Annotated in this window: 17 protein-coding genes; 9 read left to right on the forward strand and 8 right to left on the reverse strand. The window is 60.9% G+C overall.

The features are described 5' to 3' along the window. Nucleotides 1–73: 73 nt before the first annotated feature. Nucleotides 74–1,225: an MFS transporter gene (locus D8U73_RS08440; RefSeq protein ID WP_130904206.1), complete on the reverse strand. Its 1,152-nt coding sequence runs from the start codon at nucleotides 1,223–1,225 to the stop codon at nucleotides 74–76. Between the two features lie 169 nt (nucleotides 1,226–1,394). Here D8U73_RS08440 and D8U73_RS08445 point away from each other — a divergent pair, with 169 nt between their 5' ends. Further along, entirely contained in the window at nucleotides 1,395–2,387 is a 993-nt protein-coding gene (locus tag D8U73_RS08445; RefSeq protein ID WP_130904207.1) for a diaminopimelate epimerase, read from the forward strand. A 169-nt stretch (nucleotides 2,388–2,556) separates the two neighbouring features. On the opposite strand, the gene codA is transcribed toward D8U73_RS08445, so the two are convergent. From codA to D8U73_RS08465, 4 genes are all read right to left on the reverse strand, one after another. Next, nucleotides 2,557–3,801, reverse strand: coding sequence for a cytosine deaminase (gene codA / locus D8U73_RS08450; RefSeq protein WP_130904208.1), 1,245 nt, complete (start codon nucleotides 3,799–3,801; stop codon nucleotides 2,557–2,559). Between the two features lie 37 nt (nucleotides 3,802–3,838). Next, nucleotides 3,839–4,684, reverse strand: coding sequence for an alpha/beta hydrolase (locus D8U73_RS08455; protein ID WP_130904209.1), 846 nt, complete (start codon nucleotides 4,682–4,684; stop codon nucleotides 3,839–3,841). Nucleotides 4,685–4,906: 222 nt separating this feature from the next. Beyond that, entirely contained in the window at nucleotides 4,907–5,263 is a 357-nt protein-coding gene (queD, locus tag D8U73_RS08460) for a 6-carboxytetrahydropterin synthase QueD (RefSeq protein ID WP_130904210.1), read from the reverse strand. A 75-nt stretch (nucleotides 5,264–5,338) separates the two neighbouring features. Then, entirely contained in the window at nucleotides 5,339–6,418 is a 1,080-nt protein-coding gene (locus D8U73_RS08465) for a patatin-like phospholipase family protein (protein WP_130904211.1), read from the reverse strand. Nucleotides 6,419–6,641: 223 nt separating this feature from the next. Here D8U73_RS08465 and D8U73_RS08470 point away from each other — a divergent pair, with 223 nt between their 5' ends. From D8U73_RS08470 to D8U73_RS08485, 4 genes are read left to right on the forward strand one after another with little or no spacing between them, the layout of a single operon-like run. After that, a complete protein-coding gene (locus D8U73_RS08470; protein WP_056854819.1) occupies nucleotides 6,642–6,950 on the forward strand; it encodes a PepSY domain-containing protein in 309 nt (102 codons plus the stop codon). Further along, nucleotides 6,950–7,273 carry a PepSY domain-containing protein gene (locus D8U73_RS08475; protein ID WP_056854818.1) on the forward strand — a complete coding sequence of 108 codons (324 nt, stop codon included), beginning with the start codon at nucleotides 6,950–6,952 and terminating at the stop codon, nucleotides 7,271–7,273. The genes D8U73_RS08470 and D8U73_RS08475 overlap by 1 nt, the downstream gene beginning before the upstream one ends. Nucleotides 7,274–7,276: 3 nt before the next feature. Continuing rightward, nucleotides 7,277–7,945: a response regulator transcription factor gene (locus D8U73_RS08480; RefSeq protein ID WP_056854817.1), complete on the forward strand. Its 669-nt coding sequence runs from the start codon at nucleotides 7,277–7,279 to the stop codon at nucleotides 7,943–7,945. Further along, complete coding sequence (locus tag D8U73_RS08485; protein WP_130904212.1) at nucleotides 7,942–9,258, forward strand: ATP-binding protein; 1,317 nt, start codon at nucleotides 7,942–7,944, stop codon at nucleotides 9,256–9,258. Before D8U73_RS08480 ends, D8U73_RS08485 begins: the two co-directional genes overlap by 4 nt. Nucleotides 9,259–9,364: 106 nt before the next feature. On the opposite strand, the gene D8U73_RS08490 is transcribed toward D8U73_RS08485, so the two are convergent. Both D8U73_RS08490 and D8U73_RS08495 read right to left on the reverse strand, forming a co-directional pair. Then, nucleotides 9,365–11,041 carry an MFS transporter gene (locus tag D8U73_RS08490; RefSeq protein WP_056854815.1) on the reverse strand — a complete coding sequence of 559 codons (1,677 nt, stop codon included), beginning with the start codon at nucleotides 11,039–11,041 and terminating at the stop codon, nucleotides 9,365–9,367. Nucleotides 11,042–11,332: 291 nt separating this feature from the next. Then, nucleotides 11,333–13,480, reverse strand: a complete 2,148-nt coding sequence (locus D8U73_RS08495; protein ID WP_130904213.1) for a methyl-accepting chemotaxis protein — start codon at nucleotides 13,478–13,480, stop codon at nucleotides 11,333–11,335. Nucleotides 13,481–13,704: 224 nt separating this feature from the next. Between D8U73_RS08495 and D8U73_RS08500 the strand changes: the two genes are divergently transcribed. Both D8U73_RS08500 and D8U73_RS08505 read left to right on the forward strand, forming a co-directional pair. After that, complete coding sequence (locus D8U73_RS08500) at nucleotides 13,705–15,021, forward strand: Na+/H+ antiporter NhaC family protein (RefSeq protein WP_056854813.1); 1,317 nt, start codon at nucleotides 13,705–13,707, stop codon at nucleotides 15,019–15,021. Between the two features lie 140 nt (nucleotides 15,022–15,161). Continuing rightward, a complete protein-coding gene (locus D8U73_RS08505) occupies nucleotides 15,162–16,844 on the forward strand; it encodes a methyl-accepting chemotaxis protein (RefSeq protein WP_130904214.1) in 1,683 nt (560 codons plus the stop codon). Nucleotides 16,845–16,979: 135 nt separating this feature from the next. Here the strand turns inward: D8U73_RS08505 and D8U73_RS08510 are convergent, their stop codons facing one another. Then, complete coding sequence (locus D8U73_RS08510) at nucleotides 16,980–17,915, reverse strand: LysR family transcriptional regulator (RefSeq protein WP_130904215.1); 936 nt, start codon at nucleotides 17,913–17,915, stop codon at nucleotides 16,980–16,982. A gap of 112 nt (nucleotides 17,916–18,027) precedes the next feature. Between D8U73_RS08510 and D8U73_RS08515 the strand changes: the two genes are divergently transcribed. Continuing rightward, on the forward strand, nucleotides 18,028–18,519 hold the full coding sequence (locus D8U73_RS08515) for a DMT family transporter (RefSeq protein WP_130904216.1): 492 nt from the start codon (nucleotides 18,028–18,030) through the stop codon (nucleotides 18,517–18,519). Next, the gene (locus tag D8U73_RS08520; RefSeq protein WP_177336587.1) at nucleotides 18,519–18,980 is read left to right on the forward strand and encodes a DMT family transporter; all 462 of its coding nucleotides are present in this window, start codon (nucleotides 18,519–18,521) and stop codon (nucleotides 18,978–18,980) included. Before D8U73_RS08515 ends, D8U73_RS08520 begins: the two co-directional genes overlap by 1 nt. The last annotated feature ends 214 nt before the right edge of the window (nucleotides 18,981–19,194 follow it).

Here is a 19,194-nt window from a genome sequence, read left to right on the forward strand (position 1 = left end):
CACAGAGTTCGCGGCGAACACGACTTAGGTGTACGACTACGATTCTGTGGGAGCTGGCTTGCCAGCGATGCCTTCAGACTTTCAATACCTTCCCGCCAATCGCCACCGCCACCAGCAACAACGCCATCAATCCAAAGGCAAAGCTCAAGCTGGCGGCATGGGCGACAAAGCCGATCACCGCAGGTCCGGCAAGAATGCCGGCATAGCCCAGGGTGGTAATGGCCGGTACGGCGATGCTTTCCGGCATGACGGTCTGCTTGCCGACGGCGGTGTACAGCACCGGGACAATGTTCGAGCATCCTGCACCGAGCAACGCATAACCGGCCAACGCCGCTTCCCAGCTCGGGGCGAATGTCGCCAGAAACAGCCCGGCCGCCGCAGTCAGCCCTCCGAACACGATCACCCGTGTCGCGCCCAGCCGCCGCACGATTTTGTCACCGGTCAAGCGTCCAACCGTCATGGTCAGGGCAAACGCCGCATACCCCAGCCCCGCATAGGCCGTATCGATCCCGCGCTCCTGCGCCAGGAACACTGCACTCCAGTCCAGTGCCGCGCCTTCGGCGAGGAAGACGATGAAGCACATGCCGCCGATGAACAGCACGATGCCATGGGGAACGGCAAACGCCGGCCCTGAACTGTCGCTGCCATAGGGCAACATGTGTGGTACGGCCTTCAGCAGGGCGACCAACAGCAAAGCGACCACCACCAGCATCGCACCGAGCGGCGACAGCCCCAGGCCGAGCAGGGCACTGACGCCCGCCGCGCCGACGATGCCGCCCAGGCTGAACAAACCGTGGAACCCCGACATCATGTTCTTGCCGCTGGCACGTTCGACGATGACCGCTTGCAGGTTCACCGTCGAATCCACCGTGCCGAGGCCTGCGCCGAACATAAATAGCGCGCCGATCAAGGCCGGAATCGACGACACCGTGGCCAGCAGCGGCAGCGCTGCACAGATCAATAGCGTCCCGCCGGTCGCCACTTTGCGGCAACCGAAGCGCGTGGCCAGGATCCCAGCCATCGGCATGGCCAGAATCGAACCCACCCCCAGACACAGCAGCAACAAACCCAACGTGCCTTCGTCCAGCCCGGCCCGCGCCTTGGCATACGGCACCAGCGGTGCCCACGCGGCGATGCCGAACCCGGCGATGAAAAAAGCGACGCGCGTGGACATTTGTTCCATGCGCCCCGGTGCGTATGAAGTCTGGGTGTTGAGGTTGGTCATATCAATCCTTGGCTAAAAACATCGCGTCTCCAAGGGACAGTGATCGTGCGGCGAGGGTTCGATCAGCGTCCGCAGGGTTTTGCATTGCGACAGACTGACATCGTTGCACAGCCGATGCGCGTTTCGCGATATGTTGAGTCAGACCGATCATTCCAACAGAGAGGGCGCCATGGCGCGGATGTACGATGCACGAGGCAATATCTACATGGTCGTGGCGCCCGAGGCGCTGCGCCAACAGGGTATCGCCGTACCCGATGAAGCCGGTCACGCCGCGCAAGCCCGCGAATCGTGGGCATTGGCGGCTGTCGAGGCATGCTGCTCCTGGGCGCCGGGCGAGCAACCGGCCGGCAGCAAAAGCCATTGCAGCGACGGTCTGCTGGTCGGTCCGTTCCAGTCGTCGCCACCGTTCGATCTGTTGATTGTCAACACCGACGGCACCCTCGCCGAACGCAGTGGAAACGGCCTGACGATTTTCTCCCAGGCCCTGAGTGACCAAGGTTTATTGCCCCGGGACGAGGCGTGTGTGCTCAAGGTTCATCACGACAAGACCGATGTGATTTCACCGGGAGAAACCTCGGTGAAAGCGGCGCAGGTCGAAGGGGTGCAGGGTTTCTGGCTGGATCTGGGGCAACCGACTTTCGGCCCGCAAGCAGTCAGTGCTCAAGGCGTTGAGAGTGTAACGTTCAACGGCCGGGAACTGAGCCATGTACAGCCGCTGGCAGCATTGAACGGCGCATGGGTCCGCAGTCAGTTTGTACGGGTCGGCAATCCGCATTGTGTGACGCTGGTGGACCACGTGGATGCGCTGCCGAGCAACGAGCAAATGCGTGAACCCGCATTGGGCGAAGGGCTCACGCGAATCGCTTTCGCCATGCCCACCGGGGCAGGACAACCGTGCCCGGCGGGGATCAATCTGCAATGGGCGGCCCATGATGCCGCGCAGCGAGTGATCGCGCGCGTATTCGAACGCGGCGAAGGGCCGACGGCGTCCTCCGGCACCAGCGCCACGGCGGTGGCGTGCGCGGCCTGGCGGGTGGGCTGGGTGAGTGCCGGGGAGGTGAAAGTGACGATGCCCGGTGGTACTGCGCCGATTTTGCTGGAGGAAGAGCGGGGGGAGTTGCGACGGGTGAGCCTGTTTGGTACGGCCCGGTTGACGGGTTGACGGATTGACGCTTGGATCGCTATCGCTGGCAAGCCCCTTTGTAGGAGCGAACCTGTTCGCGATGGTCGTCAACGATGACACGGGTAGTCTGGCCCCCCGCATTGTTCTCGGGTTCATCGCGAGCAGGCTCGCTCCTACAAGGGGCTTGCCGACCAGCCCAACGCAAGTCTCAGCTCTGCCCACTGAACTCCACCACCGGCATCGTCCGCTTCATCAACACCTTGCCCCCGCGCACTGAATACAACGGCAATCCCTGGCTGCGGATCACCTCGTAGTCGCTATCGGCAGAAAGAATCAGCAGGTTCGCTGGCCGGCCTGGTTCCAGTCCGTAGCGGTCACCCAGGGCCAGGGCCTTGGCGCTGTTGTCGGTGACCAGGTCCAGGGCGCTTTGCAGGTTGCGGTAACCGAGCATGTGGCAGATGTGCAGGCCCGCTTCGAGTACCCGCAAGATGTTGCCGTTGCCCAGCGGATACCACGGGTCGACGATCGAGTCCTGGCCGAAACACACGTTCATGCCGGCTTCGAGCAGCTCGTTGACCCGGGTCACGCCGCGGCGTTTCGGGAAATTATCGAAGCGGCCCTGCAGGTGGATGCTTTCGGTGGGGCATGAAACGAAGCTGATACCCGAATGCCCGAGCAGACGAAACAGTTTGGCGCAGTAGGCGTTGTCGTAGGAGCCCATGGCCGTGGTGTGGCTGGCGGTGACCCGCGAACCCATGTCGCGGCTGCGGGCCTCTTCGGCGAGCACTTCGAGAAAGCGAGAGTGCGGGTCGTCGGTTTCATCGCAATGCACGTCCACCAGACACCCGGTGCGCTCGGCCAGGTCCATCAGGAACTTCACCGAACTGACACCCTGCTCGCGGGTGTACTCGAAATGCGGAATGCCGCCGACCACGTCGGCACCCATGTGGATCGCTTCCTCCATCAAGTCCCGGCCGTTGCGATAGGACTCGATGCCTTCCTGCGGGAATGCGACGATTTGCATGTCCACCAGGTGCCGGCTTTCCTCGCGCACTTCGAGCATCGCCTTCAGGGCGGTCAACTGCGGGTCAGTGACATCGACATGCGTGCGCACGTGCTGGATGCCGTGGGCCGCCAGGTTCTGGATGGTTTTCCTGGCCCGGGTCTTGGTGTCTTCCTGGGTGATGGTGGCTTTGCGCTCGCCCCAGCACTCGATGCCTTCAAACAGCGTACCGCTCATGTTCCAGCGCGGCTCGCCCGCAGTCAGGGTTGCGTCGAGATGAATGTGCGGCTCGACGAAGGGTGGTATGACCAGGTTGCCGCCAGCATCCAGATCGTCTGGCCCCAGGGTAGGTGCTTCGGTCTGGCGGGCGATGTTGCTGATCAGGCCGTTTTCCAGGTGCAACTCATGCAGGCCTTCCTGGTTGCGCAACCTGGCATTGATGATGTGCATCAGGAGAGTCCTTTTAGAGGTTCGGTTGTCAATGTCCTTACGTTAGCTCGGTGATGGCAATCCCCGCCAGTGGCAAAAATCGCATCAACGCCGCGACAACGGCCTCAGGAGCATCTTCCTGCACCAGATGACCGGCGTTGGGAACCGCGTGAAACTGTGCGCCCGGGATCATCTGTTGCAAGGCTCGCCCGCGTTCGATGGGAATCCACTGATCGTCCTCGCCCCACAGGATCTGCACCGGGCAGCGCATCGTCGGGTAGAAGCCTTCGACTTCGCGGGTGAAGCGTTCGTCCATCTGAGCGATCTGCCGGTAAAAGGCCGCTTGCCCGGGGTCGCCCAGCCAGGGTTGCACGTACGGTGCGAGTTCGTCGTCCGGAATGTCGCGTTTGATTGCCCCGCGGATATAGGCCGGCACGATGGCTCGCTGAATGTAGTCGGGCAAACCGCTGAATGCCGCTTCATGCTGTCGCACGTGTTGCACGAACGGCGAGCCCCAGGGCGTCAGCGCGACCGGGTCGATCAGCGTCAGGCTGCGGTAATCCTTGCCGTTGAGCAGGTGCGCACGCAGGGTGGTCGCGCCGCCAAAGTCATGGGCCACCACATCGGGGTTATCCAGGCCCCAGTGTTCCAACAGTTGCGCCAGTAATTCGTTCTGCACGCCCAATGAAACGTCACCCTCAACTTTCTCGGATAGCCCGTAGCCCAGCAGGTCGAAGTAGTGAATGCGGTGCGTGGTGATGAAATGCGGCGCAATCCGGTGCCATACATAAGAAGAGAAGGGTGTGCCGTGCACGAACACCAGCGGCGGGCCATCGCCGCGAACGGCATAGCGAACGGAGTGCCCTTTGAAACGGTAGGTTTGAGCCAGTGGCCATTCAGTCATGGACGTGTCCTCTTGGCAGGTGCGAGCCAAAAAGCATAGGCATAAAAAAACAGCCGTTGAAGGCTGTTTTTTGTATCACTGACGAAACGCATACCCAATGTAGGAGCGAGCCTGCTCGCGAAAGACGTTAACGTTAACGTGGTGTATCTGGAAAAAACGCGGTGTCTTGACGTCCATCGCGAGCAGGCTCGCTCCTACAGGGTTGTGCATCCATTGGCAGGTTTACTCGCCGCGATAGATGCAACCGCTGGTGCACGTCTCGTGGATGCGGATCGCACTGAGTTCCGGCAGCAGAGGTTTCATTTCGGTCCAGATGAACTTGGCCAACACTTCACTGGTCGGGTTTTCCAGGCCGGGAATGTCGTTCAGATAGTTGTGGTCCAGACGCTCGTACAGCGGCTTGAAGATCGCCTTGATTTCGGAGAAATCGCGGATCCAGCCGGTGTGCGGATCGAGGTCGCCGCTCAGATGAATCGCCACTTTGAACGAGTGACCGTGCAGGCGGCCGCACTTGTGGCCGTCCGGGACGTGGGGCAGGCGGTGGGCGGATTCGAAAGTAAACTCTTTGAAAATTTCCACAGTGTTTTCAGCTCTGTTCAGATGGCGTTCGCCGCAGCGATTCGGGCAGGCGGCGAGTTTAACAGCTTGTCCTGACTAAAGGGTCAGCAAGCGCTCGCCAAGGCGACCGTTGGCGGCCAGTTCGAGAAACTCATCGCCCAGGCGCCGACTTTCATCCATCGCCGCACGCCAGTATTTCTGTCGGCTCGGGGCGTCGCCCATGAAGCGTTTGAAGTCGTTGCGGTCCGGCAGTTTGCCGTAGGGCAAACGCGCCAGGTACTCCTTCGACGGCGCCACCAGCAAGACATTTTGCAGGCGTGCCGGGCAGGCGCGGCGCCAAGGCAGCGTCTTGTCGAACCAGCCGGGAATCACCCGGTCGGTGAAATGCGGATAGAGCACGATGTCATCGCCGCTGTAGGGCAGGTCGAGGTGATAGTCGAGCAAGCCGCCGTCGCGGAACGTCCCGGCGCCGGCACCCGGCAGATCGCGCACGCCTTCCATCACCATCGGGATCGATCCGGAGGCTAGCAAGGCCTGGCGCAGATTCCCGGCATCGAGGGCGACGAAACGTGACGGGAAGTCATTCAGCGCATTGACCGGCGGCGCCAGGCGCGGATCGTGAATGATCAACCGTTCGAAGTGCCGCGACAGCCGCGCGCGGCCGCGCAGGTTATCGGCAATCACCGACGACAGGCCAAGGCCCAGACGCCCGCGATGGTCATCCGCGAGCAGGCCGTGGCTTTTGACCACCATGACGTTCAGGCGGTAATGGGGGTTGGCGAGCAGGGCGGCATCGTGACCGTCGAGCAAGTCATCGAGCATGCGCCGCGAGCTCTGGCTGATTTGCGCCATGGTCACACCCTTGGCGAAATCCTGCTCGGTGTAGAGCTGGCCAAGTCGGCGGATGCCTTCGGCGGCGTCTGGCAGGCAGGCGCTGGCGAAGCGCCAGGAACCCACCGATGCGCCGATCAGCGAGCGCTCCCGGGGCGCCGTCGGCAACCATTGGCCGAATAACGCCAGGTCCAGCCCCTGAATCCCCAATGCCTTGGGGCCACCGGCAGCGCCCGGCAACGTGCCGACATCGGCAGCCTGCAACCCGTTTTCACGGATGCGCGCCAAGGCACGCGGCCCGGCCTTGAGCGTCAGGGAGGGAAACTTGATGTGGATGGCGGTCATACCGGCCTCTGTGTCTGGCAACAGTTAATTATGTAACAGCTTGCGCCAAACCCGTAGGAGCAAAGCTTGCTCGCGATGGCGATCTCCCGGGCGCCATCGCCGGCAAGCCGTGCTCCTACAGGTTTTGTGTTGCTGTGGCCAATGATGGCAATTCAGTTTCAATTAAGTTCTTATCGCTAACGTGGCCCCCGTAGGCAACACCTAAAAGAATACGGAGACACCCATGAAAACCCTGACTGCCCTGTTCACCGCGTCCATCATCAGCCTGACCGCCAGTATCGCCCACGCGCGCGATCTGGGGCCGGATGAAGCCTTGAGGCTGCGCGACGCTGGTACCATTGTGTCTTTCGAGAAACTCAATGCCACCGCGTTGACCAGGCACCCGGGTTCCACTATCACTGAAACCGAGCTGGAAGAAGAGTACGGCAAGTACATCTACCAGATTGAACTGCGCGACTCGCAGGGTATCGATTGGGATCTGGAATTAGACGCTGTCAGCGGGCAGGTTCTCAAGGATCATCAGGATTCGTAATGACGTTGCTTTCCTTTACAACACGGCGCGCCGGCAGTCGACTGGCGCTGGTGCTGCTGGCTTTCTGTTCGGTGGCCATGGCTCGTGACCTCGATCAGGACGAAGCCCTGCGCCTGCGCCAACAGGGGGTGATCCTGCCGCTCGAGCAATTGTTGCAACAGGCGCTGGACCGCTACCCCGAGGCCAAACTGTTGGAGGCTGAGCTCGAAGAGAAGCACGACATCTATATTTACGAAGTCGAGTTGCTCACTACTGAAGGCGTGGTGCGCGAGCTTGACCTTGACGCCGCCACCGGCCGATTACTGAAAGACAAGGAAGACTGACCGATGCGTTTGCTCCTGGTGGAAGACCACGTGCCCCTGGCCGACGAATTGATGGCCGGCCTCAATCGCCAAGGGTACGCCGTGGACTGGCTGGCCGATGGTCGCGACGCGCTGCATCAGGGCAGTACCGAGCCCTATGACCTGATCATCCTCGACCTCGGTTTGCCGGGCGTCCCGGGGTTGGACGTGCTGGCGCAATGGCGCGCCGCAGGTTTGGCTACGCCAGTGCTGATCCTCACCGCACGCGGTTCCTGGGCTGAACGCATCGAAGGCCTGAAGGCCGGTGCCGACGATTACCTGACCAAACCGTTCCATCCCGAAGAGCTGCATTTACGCATTCAGGCGTTGTTGCGTCGCTCCCACGGCCAGGCCAATCAACCGACGCTCAAGGCTGCCGGGTTGCATCTGGACGAGGGCCGTCAGTGCGTGACACGCGATGGCGCCGAGGTCCAGCTCACCGCAGCCGAGTTCCGCTTGCTGCGTTATTTCATGCTGCACCCCGAGCAAATCCTTTCCAAAAGCCACCTCGCCGAACACCTCTACGACGGTGAAACCGAGCGCGATTCCAACGTGCTGGAAGTTCACGTCAATCACCTGCGGCGCAAGCTCGGCAAGAGTGTGATCGAAACCCGTCGCGGCCAGGGTTACCTGTTCGGCGGGCAAGCCAGGTGAGGTCGATCCAGCGGCGCTTGAGCCTTGGCCTGATCAGCGTCATGGTGATTGTCGGCCTGATACTGGCGCAAACCAGTCTGTGGTTGTTTGAAATGGGCTTGCAGCGCTACCTCGAGGCGGGATTGCGCAACGACAGCGAGAGCCTGCTGGTGGCGCTGGTGCGTGGCCCGCAGGGCTTGCAACTGGATGAGCGGCGCTTGTCTCCAGCCTATCAACGGCCGTTTTCCGGTCATTATTTCCGTATCGATTTTGCCGACAGTCATTGGCGCTCCCGTTCATTGTGGGATCAGGAGCTGCCGCGCCTCGATCATCCCGGCCTGCACAGCAACCTGCAACTGGGGCCGGAAGGGCAGCAATTGCTGGTGTTGCGTTCCGACTATCGGCGCCTCGGCCAGTCGATTTCCATCAGTGTGGCGCAGGATTACACGCCGGTGCGCGAGAGCTTCCAGCGGATGCAGCAGGTCGGGCTCGGACTGGGGCTGGCGGGGTTGCTGCTGATCCTGCTGTTGCAACGGGTCACTGTGCGTCGCGCCTTGCGCCCGCTGGAAAAGGCCCGCGAACAGATCGCGCAACTGCAACAGGGCCAGCGTTCGCAACTTGATGAGCAGGTACCGGTGGAATTGGAGCCGCTGGTGGCGCAGATCAACCACCTGCTGGCTCACACTGAAGACAGCCTCAAGCGCTCGCGCAATGCCTTGGGCAATCTGGGTCACGCCTTGAAAACCCCATTGGCCGTGCTGTTGAGTCTTGCCTCGAGCGAACAGCTCGACGCGCATCCGCAACTGCGCAAGGTGCTCAAGGAACAACTGGAACAGGTGCAACAGCGGCTCAATCGTGAACTCAATCGCGCTCGCTTGGCCGGCGATGCACTGCCGGGCGCACTGTTTGACTGCGACGCCGAACTGCCGGGGTTGTTGGCGACATTGAACATGATTCACGGCGACCATCTGAACCTGAGCTATCGCACCCCGGCCGGGCTGCAACTGCCATGGGATCGCGAGGATCTGCTGGAACTGCTCGGCAACCTGTTGGACAACGCCTGCAAATGGGCCGATGCCGAAGTCCGATTGAGTGTGGTCGAGGCTGCAGAAAGTTTTCAGCTGATTGTCGAAGACGACGGGCCGGGCATTCCCGAAGACCGGCGCGATCAGGTGTTCAGCCGCGGCGCACGGCTGGATGAACAGGCCGATGGGCATGGCCTGGGCCTGGGCATTGTGCGCGATATCGTCGACACCTGGGGCGGGGTGATGCACTTGCAGGTGAGCGAGTGGGGCGGGTTGAAAGTGTTGATCGAACTACCAAAACGCACCTGAAAACACACCGACATCCCCCGTAGGAGCAAAGCTTGCTCGCGATGGCGATCTCCCGTCCGCCATCGCCGGCAAGCCGTGCTCCCACAGGGGTTGTGTTGTGCCGGTTTCAGGTGTGATGAATCTCCCGATCCTTGGTTTCCGGCATGAAGAAAATCCCCAGAATCGCCGTCATCACTGCGATCACGATCGGATACCACAGGCCGTAATAGATATCCCCAGTGGCTGCCACCATAGCGAAGGCCACCGTCGGCAGGAACCCGCCAAACCAGCCGTTGCCGATGTGGTACGGCAGCGACATCGAGGTATAGCGGATACGTGCCGGGAACAGTTCAACCAGCCACGCGGCGATCGGGCCGTACACCATGGTCACGTAGATGACGAGAATGGTCAGGAGCAACAACACCATCGGATAGTTGGTCTTGGCCGGGTCAGCCTTTTCGGGGTAGCCGGCCTCTTTGAGAGCAGTAGCGAGCGAGGCGGTGAAGGCATCGTTCTTGGCCTTGAAGTCGGCGGCCGGCATGCCGGTGCCCTCGAAACTCTGGATCACCTTCTCACCGATCCGCACTTGCGCCACAGTGCCCGGCTCGGCTTTTTCGTTTTTATAGGGGATCGCCCGTCTGGCCAGCACGGTCTTGGCCAAGTCACAGGAACTGGTGAATTTGGCCTTGCCCACCGGGTCGAACTGGAACGAACACTGGTCAGGATCGGCGACCACCGTGACCGGGTTTTTCTCCTGGGCGACGAACACATCGGGATTGCCGTACTGGGTCAGCGCATTGAAAATCGGGAAATACGTCAGCGCCGCGAGGATGCAGCCGGCCATTATGATCCCTTTGCGGCCGATCCGATCGGACAGGCTGCCGAAAATCACGAAGAACGGCGTGCCGATCAGCAACGAGCCGGCGATCAGCAGGTTGGCGGTCTGCGGTTCGATTTTCAATGTTTGCAACAGGAAGAACAGCGCGTAGAACTGCCCGGTGTACCAGACCACGGCTTGCCCGGCAGTGCCGCCGAGCAGGGCCATGATGACGATCTTGAGGTTGTCCCAGCGGGCGAAAGATTCGGTCAGCGGCGCCTTGGAGGATTTGCCCTCAGCCTTCATTTTCAGGAACACCGGTGACTCGTTGAGTTGCAGGCGGATGTACACCGAGATGATCAACAACAGGATCGACAACAGGAACGGGATCCGCCAGCCCCAGGCTTCGAAGGCTTCAGTGCCCAGTGCTGTGCGACAGGCCAGGATCACCAGCAGTGACAGAAACAGACCGAGGGTTGCGGTGGTCTGAATCCATGAGGTGAAGTAACCGCGTTTGCCTTTTGGCGCATGCTCGGCCACGTAAGTCGCCGCACCACCGTACTCGCCGCCCAGGGCCAGACCTTGCAGCAAGCGCAGGGTGATGAGGATGATCGGCGCCGCCACCCCGATGGTCGCGTACCCCGGGAGGAAACCCACCACCGCCGTGGAAACACCCATGATCACAATGGTGATGAGGAAGGTGTGTTTGCGTCCGATCATGTCACCCAGTCGGCCGAACACAATCGCGCCGAATGGCCGCACGGCAAAACCTGCGGCGAACGCGAGCAAAGCGAAGATGAAGGAGGTGGTCTCGTTGACGCCGGCGAAGAAATGCTTGGCGATAATCGCGGCGAGGGAGCCATACAGGTAAAAGTCGTACCACTCGAACACGGTGCCCAAGGACGAGGCAAAGATGACTTTACGTTCCTCCTTGGTAATCCCGCGGTTGGGCGCACTGCCCGTGGTTGTATTGTCGATTGCCGCCATGAGTTTTCTCCGTTGTTCTTGTTTTAGGCCGGAGCACCTCTCATTTGTTGCCGTACCCGGGCCCTGGGACACAGACTGACGGCCTCGCATCGCTGCAAGGTTTCATGAAGCATAATCGGCTTCCGGAAGATATCCACTCGCCATCATTGAAGATGGAAAGTGAATGGCAAGGATGTACACGAAAACCTGTGGGAGCGAGCTTGCTCGCGATAGCGGTGTACTGGACACATTGATACTGAATGTGTCGCCGCCATCGCCAGCAAGCCGGCTCCTACAGGGGATCAGTGGTAATTAGACGCGGAACTGATCCATCAACCCCTGCTGATGATTGGCCAGGCAATTGAGCGACTGGCTCACCCGTGCTGATTCGTTGGCTTGTCCCGACAACGATTCGGTCACATCGCGAATGGTCGCGACATTGTTATTGATCTCCTCGGCAACCGCGCTTTGCTCTTCGGCTGCACTGGCGATTTGCAGGTTCATGTCGCTGATCACGGTCACCGCATCGCCGATCTGCCGCAGTGCCGTAACGGCCTGTCCAACCTGCTCGACACTGCCCTGGGCCTGGCGATGGCTGTTGCCCATCGAGCCCACCACATCCTGGGTGCCGCTTTGCAATTGCTCGATCACCACCCGGGTTTCCTCGACGGACTCCTGTGTGCGCCGCGCCAGGTTGCGCACTTCATCGGCCACCACGGCAAACCCACGTCCGGCTTCACCGGCACGGGCGGCTTCGATGGCGGCGTTGAGTGCCAGCAGGTTGGTCTGTTCAGCAATGGCGCGGATCACTTCGAGTACCGAACCGATTTTTTCGCTATTGGCAGCCAGGCCTTCAACCTGGACCATCGCCGCGCTCATGTCGGCGGCGAGGTTGTCGATGCTGGTGGTGGTGCGGTCGATCACGGTCAGGCCTTGGCGAGTCGCCTGGTCGGCATCCCGCGCCGCTTGTGCGGCCTGGGCGGCGCTGCGGGCGACATCCTGGGCAGTGGCGCTCATTTCGTGGGACGCGGTAGCGACCTGATCCACCTGACGGTACTGCTGTTCCATGCCGGCGCTGGTCTGGGTGGCGATGGCGGACGATTGGTCAGCGGTGTTGCGGGCATCCTGCACCGAGCGTTTCACTTCGGCGATGATCGGTTGCAGCTTGTCGAGGAAGCGGTTGAACCAGCCCGCCAATTGCCCCAGCTCATCCTGTTTGTCGTAGGCCAGGCGCCGGGTCAGGTCGCCTTCGCCGCTGGCGATGTCTTCGAGCATGTACGCCACGCCGAGGATCGGTTTGGTCACACTGCGGGCCATCAGCCACACCAGCACCAGCCCGATCAATGCGGCGAGGACACCCAGCCCCAACTCGGTCAGTGTGCCGGCCGTGTTGCTTTCATCCAGCTGCTTTTTCAAGGCTTCGGCGGGACCGATCAGCACTTTTTCAGGGACGTCGAGCAACACACCCCAGGATTTTCCATCGGGAATCGGTTGGAAGGGCGATATGACTTTGAGCTGCTGATGGCTGTGCAGGCTGCCGGTCTGGCTGCTGCCGGCGAGCATGCGCATCAGTTCGGCACCGCTGGTCTGGTCCACGGTTTCCAGGCGCTGGCTGAGTTTGCCGGCGTCCGGGCTGTGACCGGCGAGCAGGCCGGCCGGGCTGACAATACTGACGCTGGTCTGGCCGTCGTAGAGCTTTTTGCTGGCGCCCTGACTGATCGTTTGCAAGCTGTTGAGGTTGATATCCACCGATAGCGAAGCGATGACCTTGCCGTTGACCATCAGCGGGAACACGATGCTGGTCATCAGCACTTTCTGGCCGTCGATCACATAAAAGTAGGGTTCGATCACGCAGGGCTTGAGGCGGGTGCGCGGGCAGGTGAACCAGGCATTGGCCGGTTCGCCGCTGGGGCCGCTGCTGGTGTCGGCCATGTCGCTTTCCGGCAGCGCCATGGACGTTACTTTGCCCGGCGTCGGCTGTGACCAGTACAGGGCAAAACGGCCCTTGTCGTTACTGCCCAGTTCGGCTTGTCCGCTGAACAGATCGTCCTTGCCATCCAGGCCATTGGGCTCAAACACCAGGGACAAGCCGAGCAGTTCGGGGTTGGCTTGCAGGGCTGATTTGACCTGTCGTGTCAGGTCTTCGCGCAGGTCGAAGGCATCGAGGAAACGCTTCTCGGCCTGGTCTCGCAAAAACAGCACCTGACGGGAAAATCCATGCCCGTATTGATAGGCGTCCATGAACTGCTGGCGAATGACCAGTGCCTGGTTTACACCCTGGGACTCGATCCGTGCCTGCGCCGCTTCAGTCAGCATTTCCATGCTCGAGGCTTTCACCAACTCGGAGCTGTGCTCCATGCGGTACAGCGAAAGACCTACCAGCAGGGTCACGATGCCCGCCAGGCACAGCCCGGCCAGCAGGGTGATTTTCCATTGAATGGAAAGTTGTCTGAGCGACATGGAGACGTCCTTATTCGATAAATATCTGAGACTTTGCACTGTAACGGCTGTGATTTGGCTTTCTTTATCTCGCCCCGGTGAATAAATGACCTCGAGCGCGGCTTTGACACCGGGCCGTGTCTGCGGCAAAGTGCGCGCCCTTCTAATAAGACCCATTCTTTAACCCGCTGGTGGCTCATGCAGGCGCCCGGCTGGACTCTTTTCGCTTGTCTGGAGTAGTGACAATGAATGCAGTAATTGCCGCGGTCGGCGTCATGCTGATACTCAGCCTGTCCCGCGTGCATGTGGTGATCGCGCTGATCGTTGGTGCGCTGGTGGGTGGCTTGACCGGTGGCCTGGGGATCGAGGCGACGCTCAAAGCCTTCAACAGCGGGCTCGGCGGCGGGGCGACCGTGGCGTTGTCCTACGCCTTGCTCGGTGCTTTCGCGGTGGCCATTGCCAAGTCCGGCATGGCCCATGCCCTGGCCGACAAGGCCTTGGCGATGGTCGATCGCCAGCACGCCTCGGGCGGTGGCCAGGTCAAGTGGTTGTTGATCGGGTTGCTCTGGGTCGTGGCCATTGCCTCGCAGAACATCTTGCCGATACATATCGCCTTCATTCCCTTGCTGGTGCCGCCGCTTTTATACGTGCTGACCAAGTTGCAACTCGATCGCCGGTTGATCGCCTGTGTCATTACCTTCGGCCTCATCACCCCGTACATGTTTCTGCCCGTGGGCTTCGGCAACATCTTCCTCAATGAGATTCTGCTGGCCAACGTCGCCCGCAGCGGCGTAGACATCAGCGGCATCAACGTCACCCACGCCATGGGGATTCCGGCGCTGGGCATGCTGGTGGGCTTGCTGATTGCGTTCGTCAGTTACCGCAAGAAGCGTGTCTACGATCTGCAAAAGATCGAGCAAGTCGAACAGGTTGCGGTGCAATACAACCCGTTGAGCCTGATGGTCGCGGGTGCGGCGATTGCGGCGGCCTTCATTATTCAGCTGTTGCTGGACTCGATGATCATCGGTGCGCTGGCCGGATTCCTGATTTTCTCGGTATCGGGCATCGTCAAATGGCGCGACACCGATGACCTGTTCACCGAAGGCATGAAGATGATGGCGATGATCGGCTTCATCATGATCGCCGCTTCCGGGTTTGGCGAAGTGATCAAGGCCACCGGGCAAGTGCAGACACTCGTCGAAACGTCGGCAGCGTGGATCGGCCACAGCAAAGCCATCGGCGCCTTGCTGATGCTGCTGGTGGGATTGCTGGTGACCATGGGCATCGGTTCGTCGTTTTCCACCGTGCCGATCCTGGCGGTGATTTTCGTGCCGTTGTGCGTGCAACTTGGCTTCAGTCCGATCGCCATCGTGTGCATCGTCGGTACGGCCGGTGCCCTCGGTGATGCCGGTTCGCCGGCATCGGACTCGACCCTCGGCCCGACTTCCGGCCTGAACATCGACGGCCAGCACCATCACATCTGGGACACCGTGGTCCCGACCTTCCTGCACTACAACCTGCCGTTGCTGGCGTTTGGCTGGGTGGCCGCGATGGTCCTCTGATTTCACTCATGTAGAAGCCAGGTTTGCCGGCGAAGGCGTCTTTGACATTGCTTTCGCCGGCAAGCCCGGCTCCTACAGTTTTGCCTTGGCGTGCCGTTATAGCCTTTAACCACGCCAACAAAATCAAAAGAGTGAACGTCATGCGCATGAGCCTGAAGGCCAAAGTCCTGTCCCTCGCCGTCCTCCCGGTATTGCTCTTCGCGCTGGTCATCAGCCTGACCACGTTGTTCATCCTGCAAGGCCAGGCCCGCCAAGAGGTCGAGGTCACCCGCGAGCGCCTGCTCAGCGATGCCAAGGCCACCCTGCAAAGTTACGTTGCCGTGGCAATGACCACGATCAAGCCGCTGTACGACGCTGCCGCGCAAGGCGATGACGCAGCGCGGGCGCAGGCGATCAAGTTGCTGTCGAACATCACCTACGGCAAGGACGGCTACTTCTTCGGCTATGACTCCAACACCGTGCGCCTGTTCAAGGCCAAAGATCCGGAAGGCGTAGGCAAAAGCTTCAAGGACAACCGCGACCCCAACGGGGTCTACGTCAATCGTGATCTGGTGAAAGTCGCCCAGGACGGGACGCACTATCTGCAATACAGCTCGCCGTTGCCGGGCAACAATAAGGTGCTGGTGCCCAAGCTCGGTTACACCGAATACCTGCCGAAATGGGACATGGCGGTGGGTACGTCGGTCAACCTCGACGGTATCGAGGCGCAAGTCGCCGTGGTCGAGGCCAAGGTTCAGGAGCGTATGCAAGGCGTGGTGCTGAGTATCGTCGGTGTGGCCGTGGTGGTGCTGTTGCTGATCGCGGCAGCCGGCATGCTGCTGGCCAACACCATTCTGCGGCCATTGAACCTGATGAAAGCCAACCTCGACGACATCGCCGCGGGTGAGGGGGACCTGACCCGTCGCCTGACCATCACCAGCCAGGATGAGCTGGGTCAACTGGCGGGTTCGTTCAACCGCTTCGTCGACAAGATCCATGGCCTGGTGCGCCAGATCACCGAGATGACCTCACAGTTGACCGGGCTGGTGACTCAGGTTTCCGAACAGGCCAACCGTTCCGACCAGGCCATGGAGCGCCAGCGTCACGAGACCGACCAGGTGGCCACGGCGATCAACGAAATGTCCGCCGCTGCCCAGGAAGTGGCCAAGAGTGCGCAAAACGCCGCGGTTGCTGCCCAGCAGACTGATGAAGAAGGACAAGCTGCCAAGCGAGTGGTGGCCGGCAGCATCGTCAAGATTCATGCGTTGGTGGACGACATTCGCAGCAGCGGCGTGTCCCTGGACAGCCTGCAAAAAGACGTGTCGTCGATTGTCAGCGTGCTTGGGGTGATTCGTTCGATCGCCGAGCAGACCAACCTGCTGGCACTCAACGCCGCCATCGAAGCGGCCCGTGCCGGCGAGGCCGGGCGCGGTTTTGCGGTGGTGGCCGACGAGGTACGGGCGCTGGCCAGTCGTACGCAGATCAGCACCCAGGAAATCCAGGGCATGATCGACCGCTTGCAGGCCGGCACCCAATCGGCGGTAGAAGCCATGCGACGTTCCAGCGAAGCCGGTGACGGCACGTCCGCGCAGGCCAATGAGGCGGGTGCTTCGCTCGATACGATGGCGCAGTTGATCGCCACCATCAATTCGATGAACGCACAGATCGCCAGCGCCGCCGAGGAGCAGACCGCCGTGGCGGAAGAGATCAACCGCAGCGTGCACCAGATCGCGGTGGCGGTGGACAACGTTGCCGATGAAACCCAACTCGGCGCGCAGACTTCGCGCAGTTTGGCCGACCTGGGACAGCGGTTGGGCGGTCTGGTCGGGCAGTTCCGGATCTGATCAGCGATGCTTTTTGTGGCGAGCGAGCTTGCTCGCGCTTGAGTGCGCAGCGCTCACCGCTTTTTTAAGGCTGCTACGCAGCCAAGCGGGAGCAAGCTCCCTCGCCACAGAAGCGCAACCTTTCCGTCTGAGGGGTCATGACCTGTCCCAATACGGCACTTCGCCAAAGCATTGGACGAAGTAGTCGATCACCGTCCTGACCTTCACCGACAGGCGTCGGCTGCCGGGCCAGAGTATCGCGATCTGCTGCGGCTCCAGGCTGTTGGATACCTGATAGTTGCCCAGCACCGGCACCAGCGTACCGCTGCGCACCGCCTCGCCAATCAACCATGACGGAAACATCACCAGGCCCAAACCCTGTTCAGCGGCTTGCGTCAGGGTGTCGGCGTGGTTGCCGGTAATTGACCCTTTCACCGAATACGGTACCCACGGCTGTGTACCCTTGCGGAAAAACCAGCGTTGCAGGCCAGCCACGCCTTTGTAGGCCAGGCACTGGTGGTTGGCCAGTTCGTCGGGATGCTCGGGCCTGCCGTGGCGTTCCAGGTAAGCCGGGCTCGCCGCGACCTGAAAGCGCTGCGGCGCCAGCACCCGCGCCTGCATGCTCGAGTCGTGCAGCGAACCGATGCGAAACAGCAGGTCTGCGCCTTCCTGCAACGGTGCGACATAGCTGTCGGTTTGCTGGATATCCAGTTGCAGCTTCGGATAACGCGCGCACAGTTGACCCAGCCAGGGTGACAGGTGCCGCTGACCGAAGACCACCGGCGCATTGATGCGCACCAGTCCGCTCGGTTCGGCTTGTTGTTCCTGCAACGCCTGTTCGGCTTCCTCCAATTGCACCAGCACCCGCCGCGCGTGATCGCCCAGCACTCGGCCAGCTTCGGTAGGCATGACGGCGCGGGTGTGGCGGTAGAGCAATTGCTGGCCGAGGGCCTGTTCGATCAATTGGATCTGGCGGGAAATCGAAGACGGCGCCACGCCTTCGCGGCGGGCGACTTCGGAAAAACTGCCGTGGTCGAGCACCGCGACAAACAGCCGAAGCGCCTTGAAACCCAATTCGTTGAATCCTTGCATGGTAGATCCTGCTGTGCGAGACGCGCAAAAGTGTTGTCCGAATGCTCCCATTTATCGCACAGCTATGCCAATCGATAATGCACGCCATCATTCCTTTACACAGGTGTTTTCTATGCATGCTTCTGTTGATGATGTGGGGGGAGTACAGGCGCCGGTCGCCAACTCCGGGTTGCGTTTATTACTGCTGCCACTGGTGATACTGGCCGGTATGGGCCTTTCCGTGGAGGCCGGTCTGCTTGGCCCTTTGGGTGTCCAGGTCGGTCATTTGTGGGCGACCCTGAGCATTTTCGGGGTGGGCTCGGCGATTCTGTTTTTCCTGCTGTTGCTCAGTGGCCCGCAAAAGGGGCCGGCCCTGAGCGAACTGCCGCGCTGGCAATTGGTTGGTGGCTTTCTCGGGCCGATCTATGTGGTGGTGTTGACCCTGGCAACCCCGCATATCGGTATTGCGATGACCATGATCGCGATCCTGTCCGGGCAGGTTGGCAAGAGCGTCTTGATCGACCATTTCGGCTGGTTCGGCGCCACGCGAAAAAAAGTTAACGGTGAACGTTGGCTGGCCTTGCTGCTGATTGTTGCGGCACTCGTTCTGATTGCCCGGGGGTAATGATGAGTCTGATTATTTTGTTGGCGGTGGTGGTGGCCGCCGGTGCGGTGTTGAGTGTGCAGGCGGCGATCAATGGGCGTCTGGGCGAAACGGTCGGCGTATTGCGCAGCAGCTTGCTGACCTTTGTAGTCGGCACGGTACTGACCGGGTTGCTGATTGTGTTTTTTGAACCGGTTCATGCAGTGAGTTTGCTGGAGGTGCCGAAATGGCAACTCAGCGGGGCGCTGTTTGGGGTTGTCTACATGATGGTCATGGTGGGCGCGGTGCCGCGGGTGGGGACGGCGGTGGCGACGGTGGCGGTGATTGTCGGGCAATTGGCGATGGGGATGTTGATCGACAATTTTGGCTGGTTGGGGAATCCGGCGATTGAGTTGTCGGGGAGTCGTGTTTTGGCGATGGTGCTGTTGGGGTTGGCGTTGGTTTTCATGTATCGCAGTAGTGGGCGGCGCGGGGCTGCTTGACCTTGGCGGCCTCTGGGCCGACCAGGCGGTGGGTTGAACGTGTACATATCCGTTGCTGCGGTAACGGCGGCTTAGGGTTTCGCCCTTACGGCGACTCACTTTTTTTTCAGGCGCCAAAAAAAAGTAAGCAAAAAAACGCTCGCCCCTGACGTACGGCCCCTCGCTAAGGCTCGGGGTACCTTCGCTCCGGCATTCATCCGGGGGCATCGCCTCC

Origin of the sequence: Pseudomonas sp. Sample_22 (assembly GCF_004307635.1) — a bacterium.
Taxonomy (GTDB): domain Bacteria; phylum Pseudomonadota; class Gammaproteobacteria; order Pseudomonadales; family Pseudomonadaceae; genus Aquipseudomonas.

What these genes read in the sequence shown, in the direction of transcription:
- D8U73_RS08440 (WP_130904206.1), bottom strand. Translation starts at nt 1,225, where the DNA reads ATGACCAACCTCAACACCCAGACTTCATACGCACCGGGGCGCATGGAA.
- D8U73_RS08445 (WP_130904207.1), top strand. Translation starts at nt 1,395, where the DNA reads ATGGCGCGGATGTACGATGCACGAGGCAATATCTACATGGTCGTGGCG.
- codA (WP_130904208.1), bottom strand. Translation starts at nt 3,801, where the DNA reads ATGCACATCATCAATGCCAGGTTGCGCAACCAGGAAGGCCTGCATGAG.
- D8U73_RS08455 (WP_130904209.1), bottom strand. Translation starts at nt 4,684, where the DNA reads ATGACTGAATGGCCACTGGCTCAAACCTACCGTTTCAAAGGGCACTCC.
- D8U73_RS08465 (WP_130904211.1), bottom strand. Translation starts at nt 6,418, where the DNA reads ATGACCGCCATCCACATCAAGTTTCCCTCCCTGACGCTCAAGGCCGGG.
- D8U73_RS08470 (WP_056854819.1), top strand. Translation starts at nt 6,642, where the DNA reads ATGAAAACCCTGACTGCCCTGTTCACCGCGTCCATCATCAGCCTGACC.
- D8U73_RS08475 (WP_056854818.1), top strand. Translation starts at nt 6,950, where the DNA reads ATGACGTTGCTTTCCTTTACAACACGGCGCGCCGGCAGTCGACTGGCG.
- D8U73_RS08480 (WP_056854817.1), top strand. Translation starts at nt 7,277, where the DNA reads ATGCGTTTGCTCCTGGTGGAAGACCACGTGCCCCTGGCCGACGAATTG.
- D8U73_RS08490 (WP_056854815.1), bottom strand. Translation starts at nt 11,041, where the DNA reads ATGGCGGCAATCGACAATACAACCACGGGCAGTGCGCCCAACCGCGGG.
- D8U73_RS08495 (WP_130904213.1), bottom strand. Translation starts at nt 13,480, where the DNA reads ATGTCGCTCAGACAACTTTCCATTCAATGGAAAATCACCCTGCTGGCC.
- D8U73_RS08500 (WP_056854813.1), top strand. Translation starts at nt 13,705, where the DNA reads ATGAATGCAGTAATTGCCGCGGTCGGCGTCATGCTGATACTCAGCCTG.
- D8U73_RS08505 (WP_130904214.1), top strand. Translation starts at nt 15,162, where the DNA reads ATGCGCATGAGCCTGAAGGCCAAAGTCCTGTCCCTCGCCGTCCTCCCG.
- D8U73_RS08510 (WP_130904215.1), bottom strand. Translation starts at nt 17,915, where the DNA reads ATGCAAGGATTCAACGAATTGGGTTTCAAGGCGCTTCGGCTGTTTGTC.
- D8U73_RS08515 (WP_130904216.1), top strand. Translation starts at nt 18,028, where the DNA reads ATGCATGCTTCTGTTGATGATGTGGGGGGAGTACAGGCGCCGGTCGCC.
- D8U73_RS08520 (WP_177336587.1), top strand. Translation starts at nt 18,519, where the DNA reads ATGATGAGTCTGATTATTTTGTTGGCGGTGGTGGTGGCCGCCGGTGCG.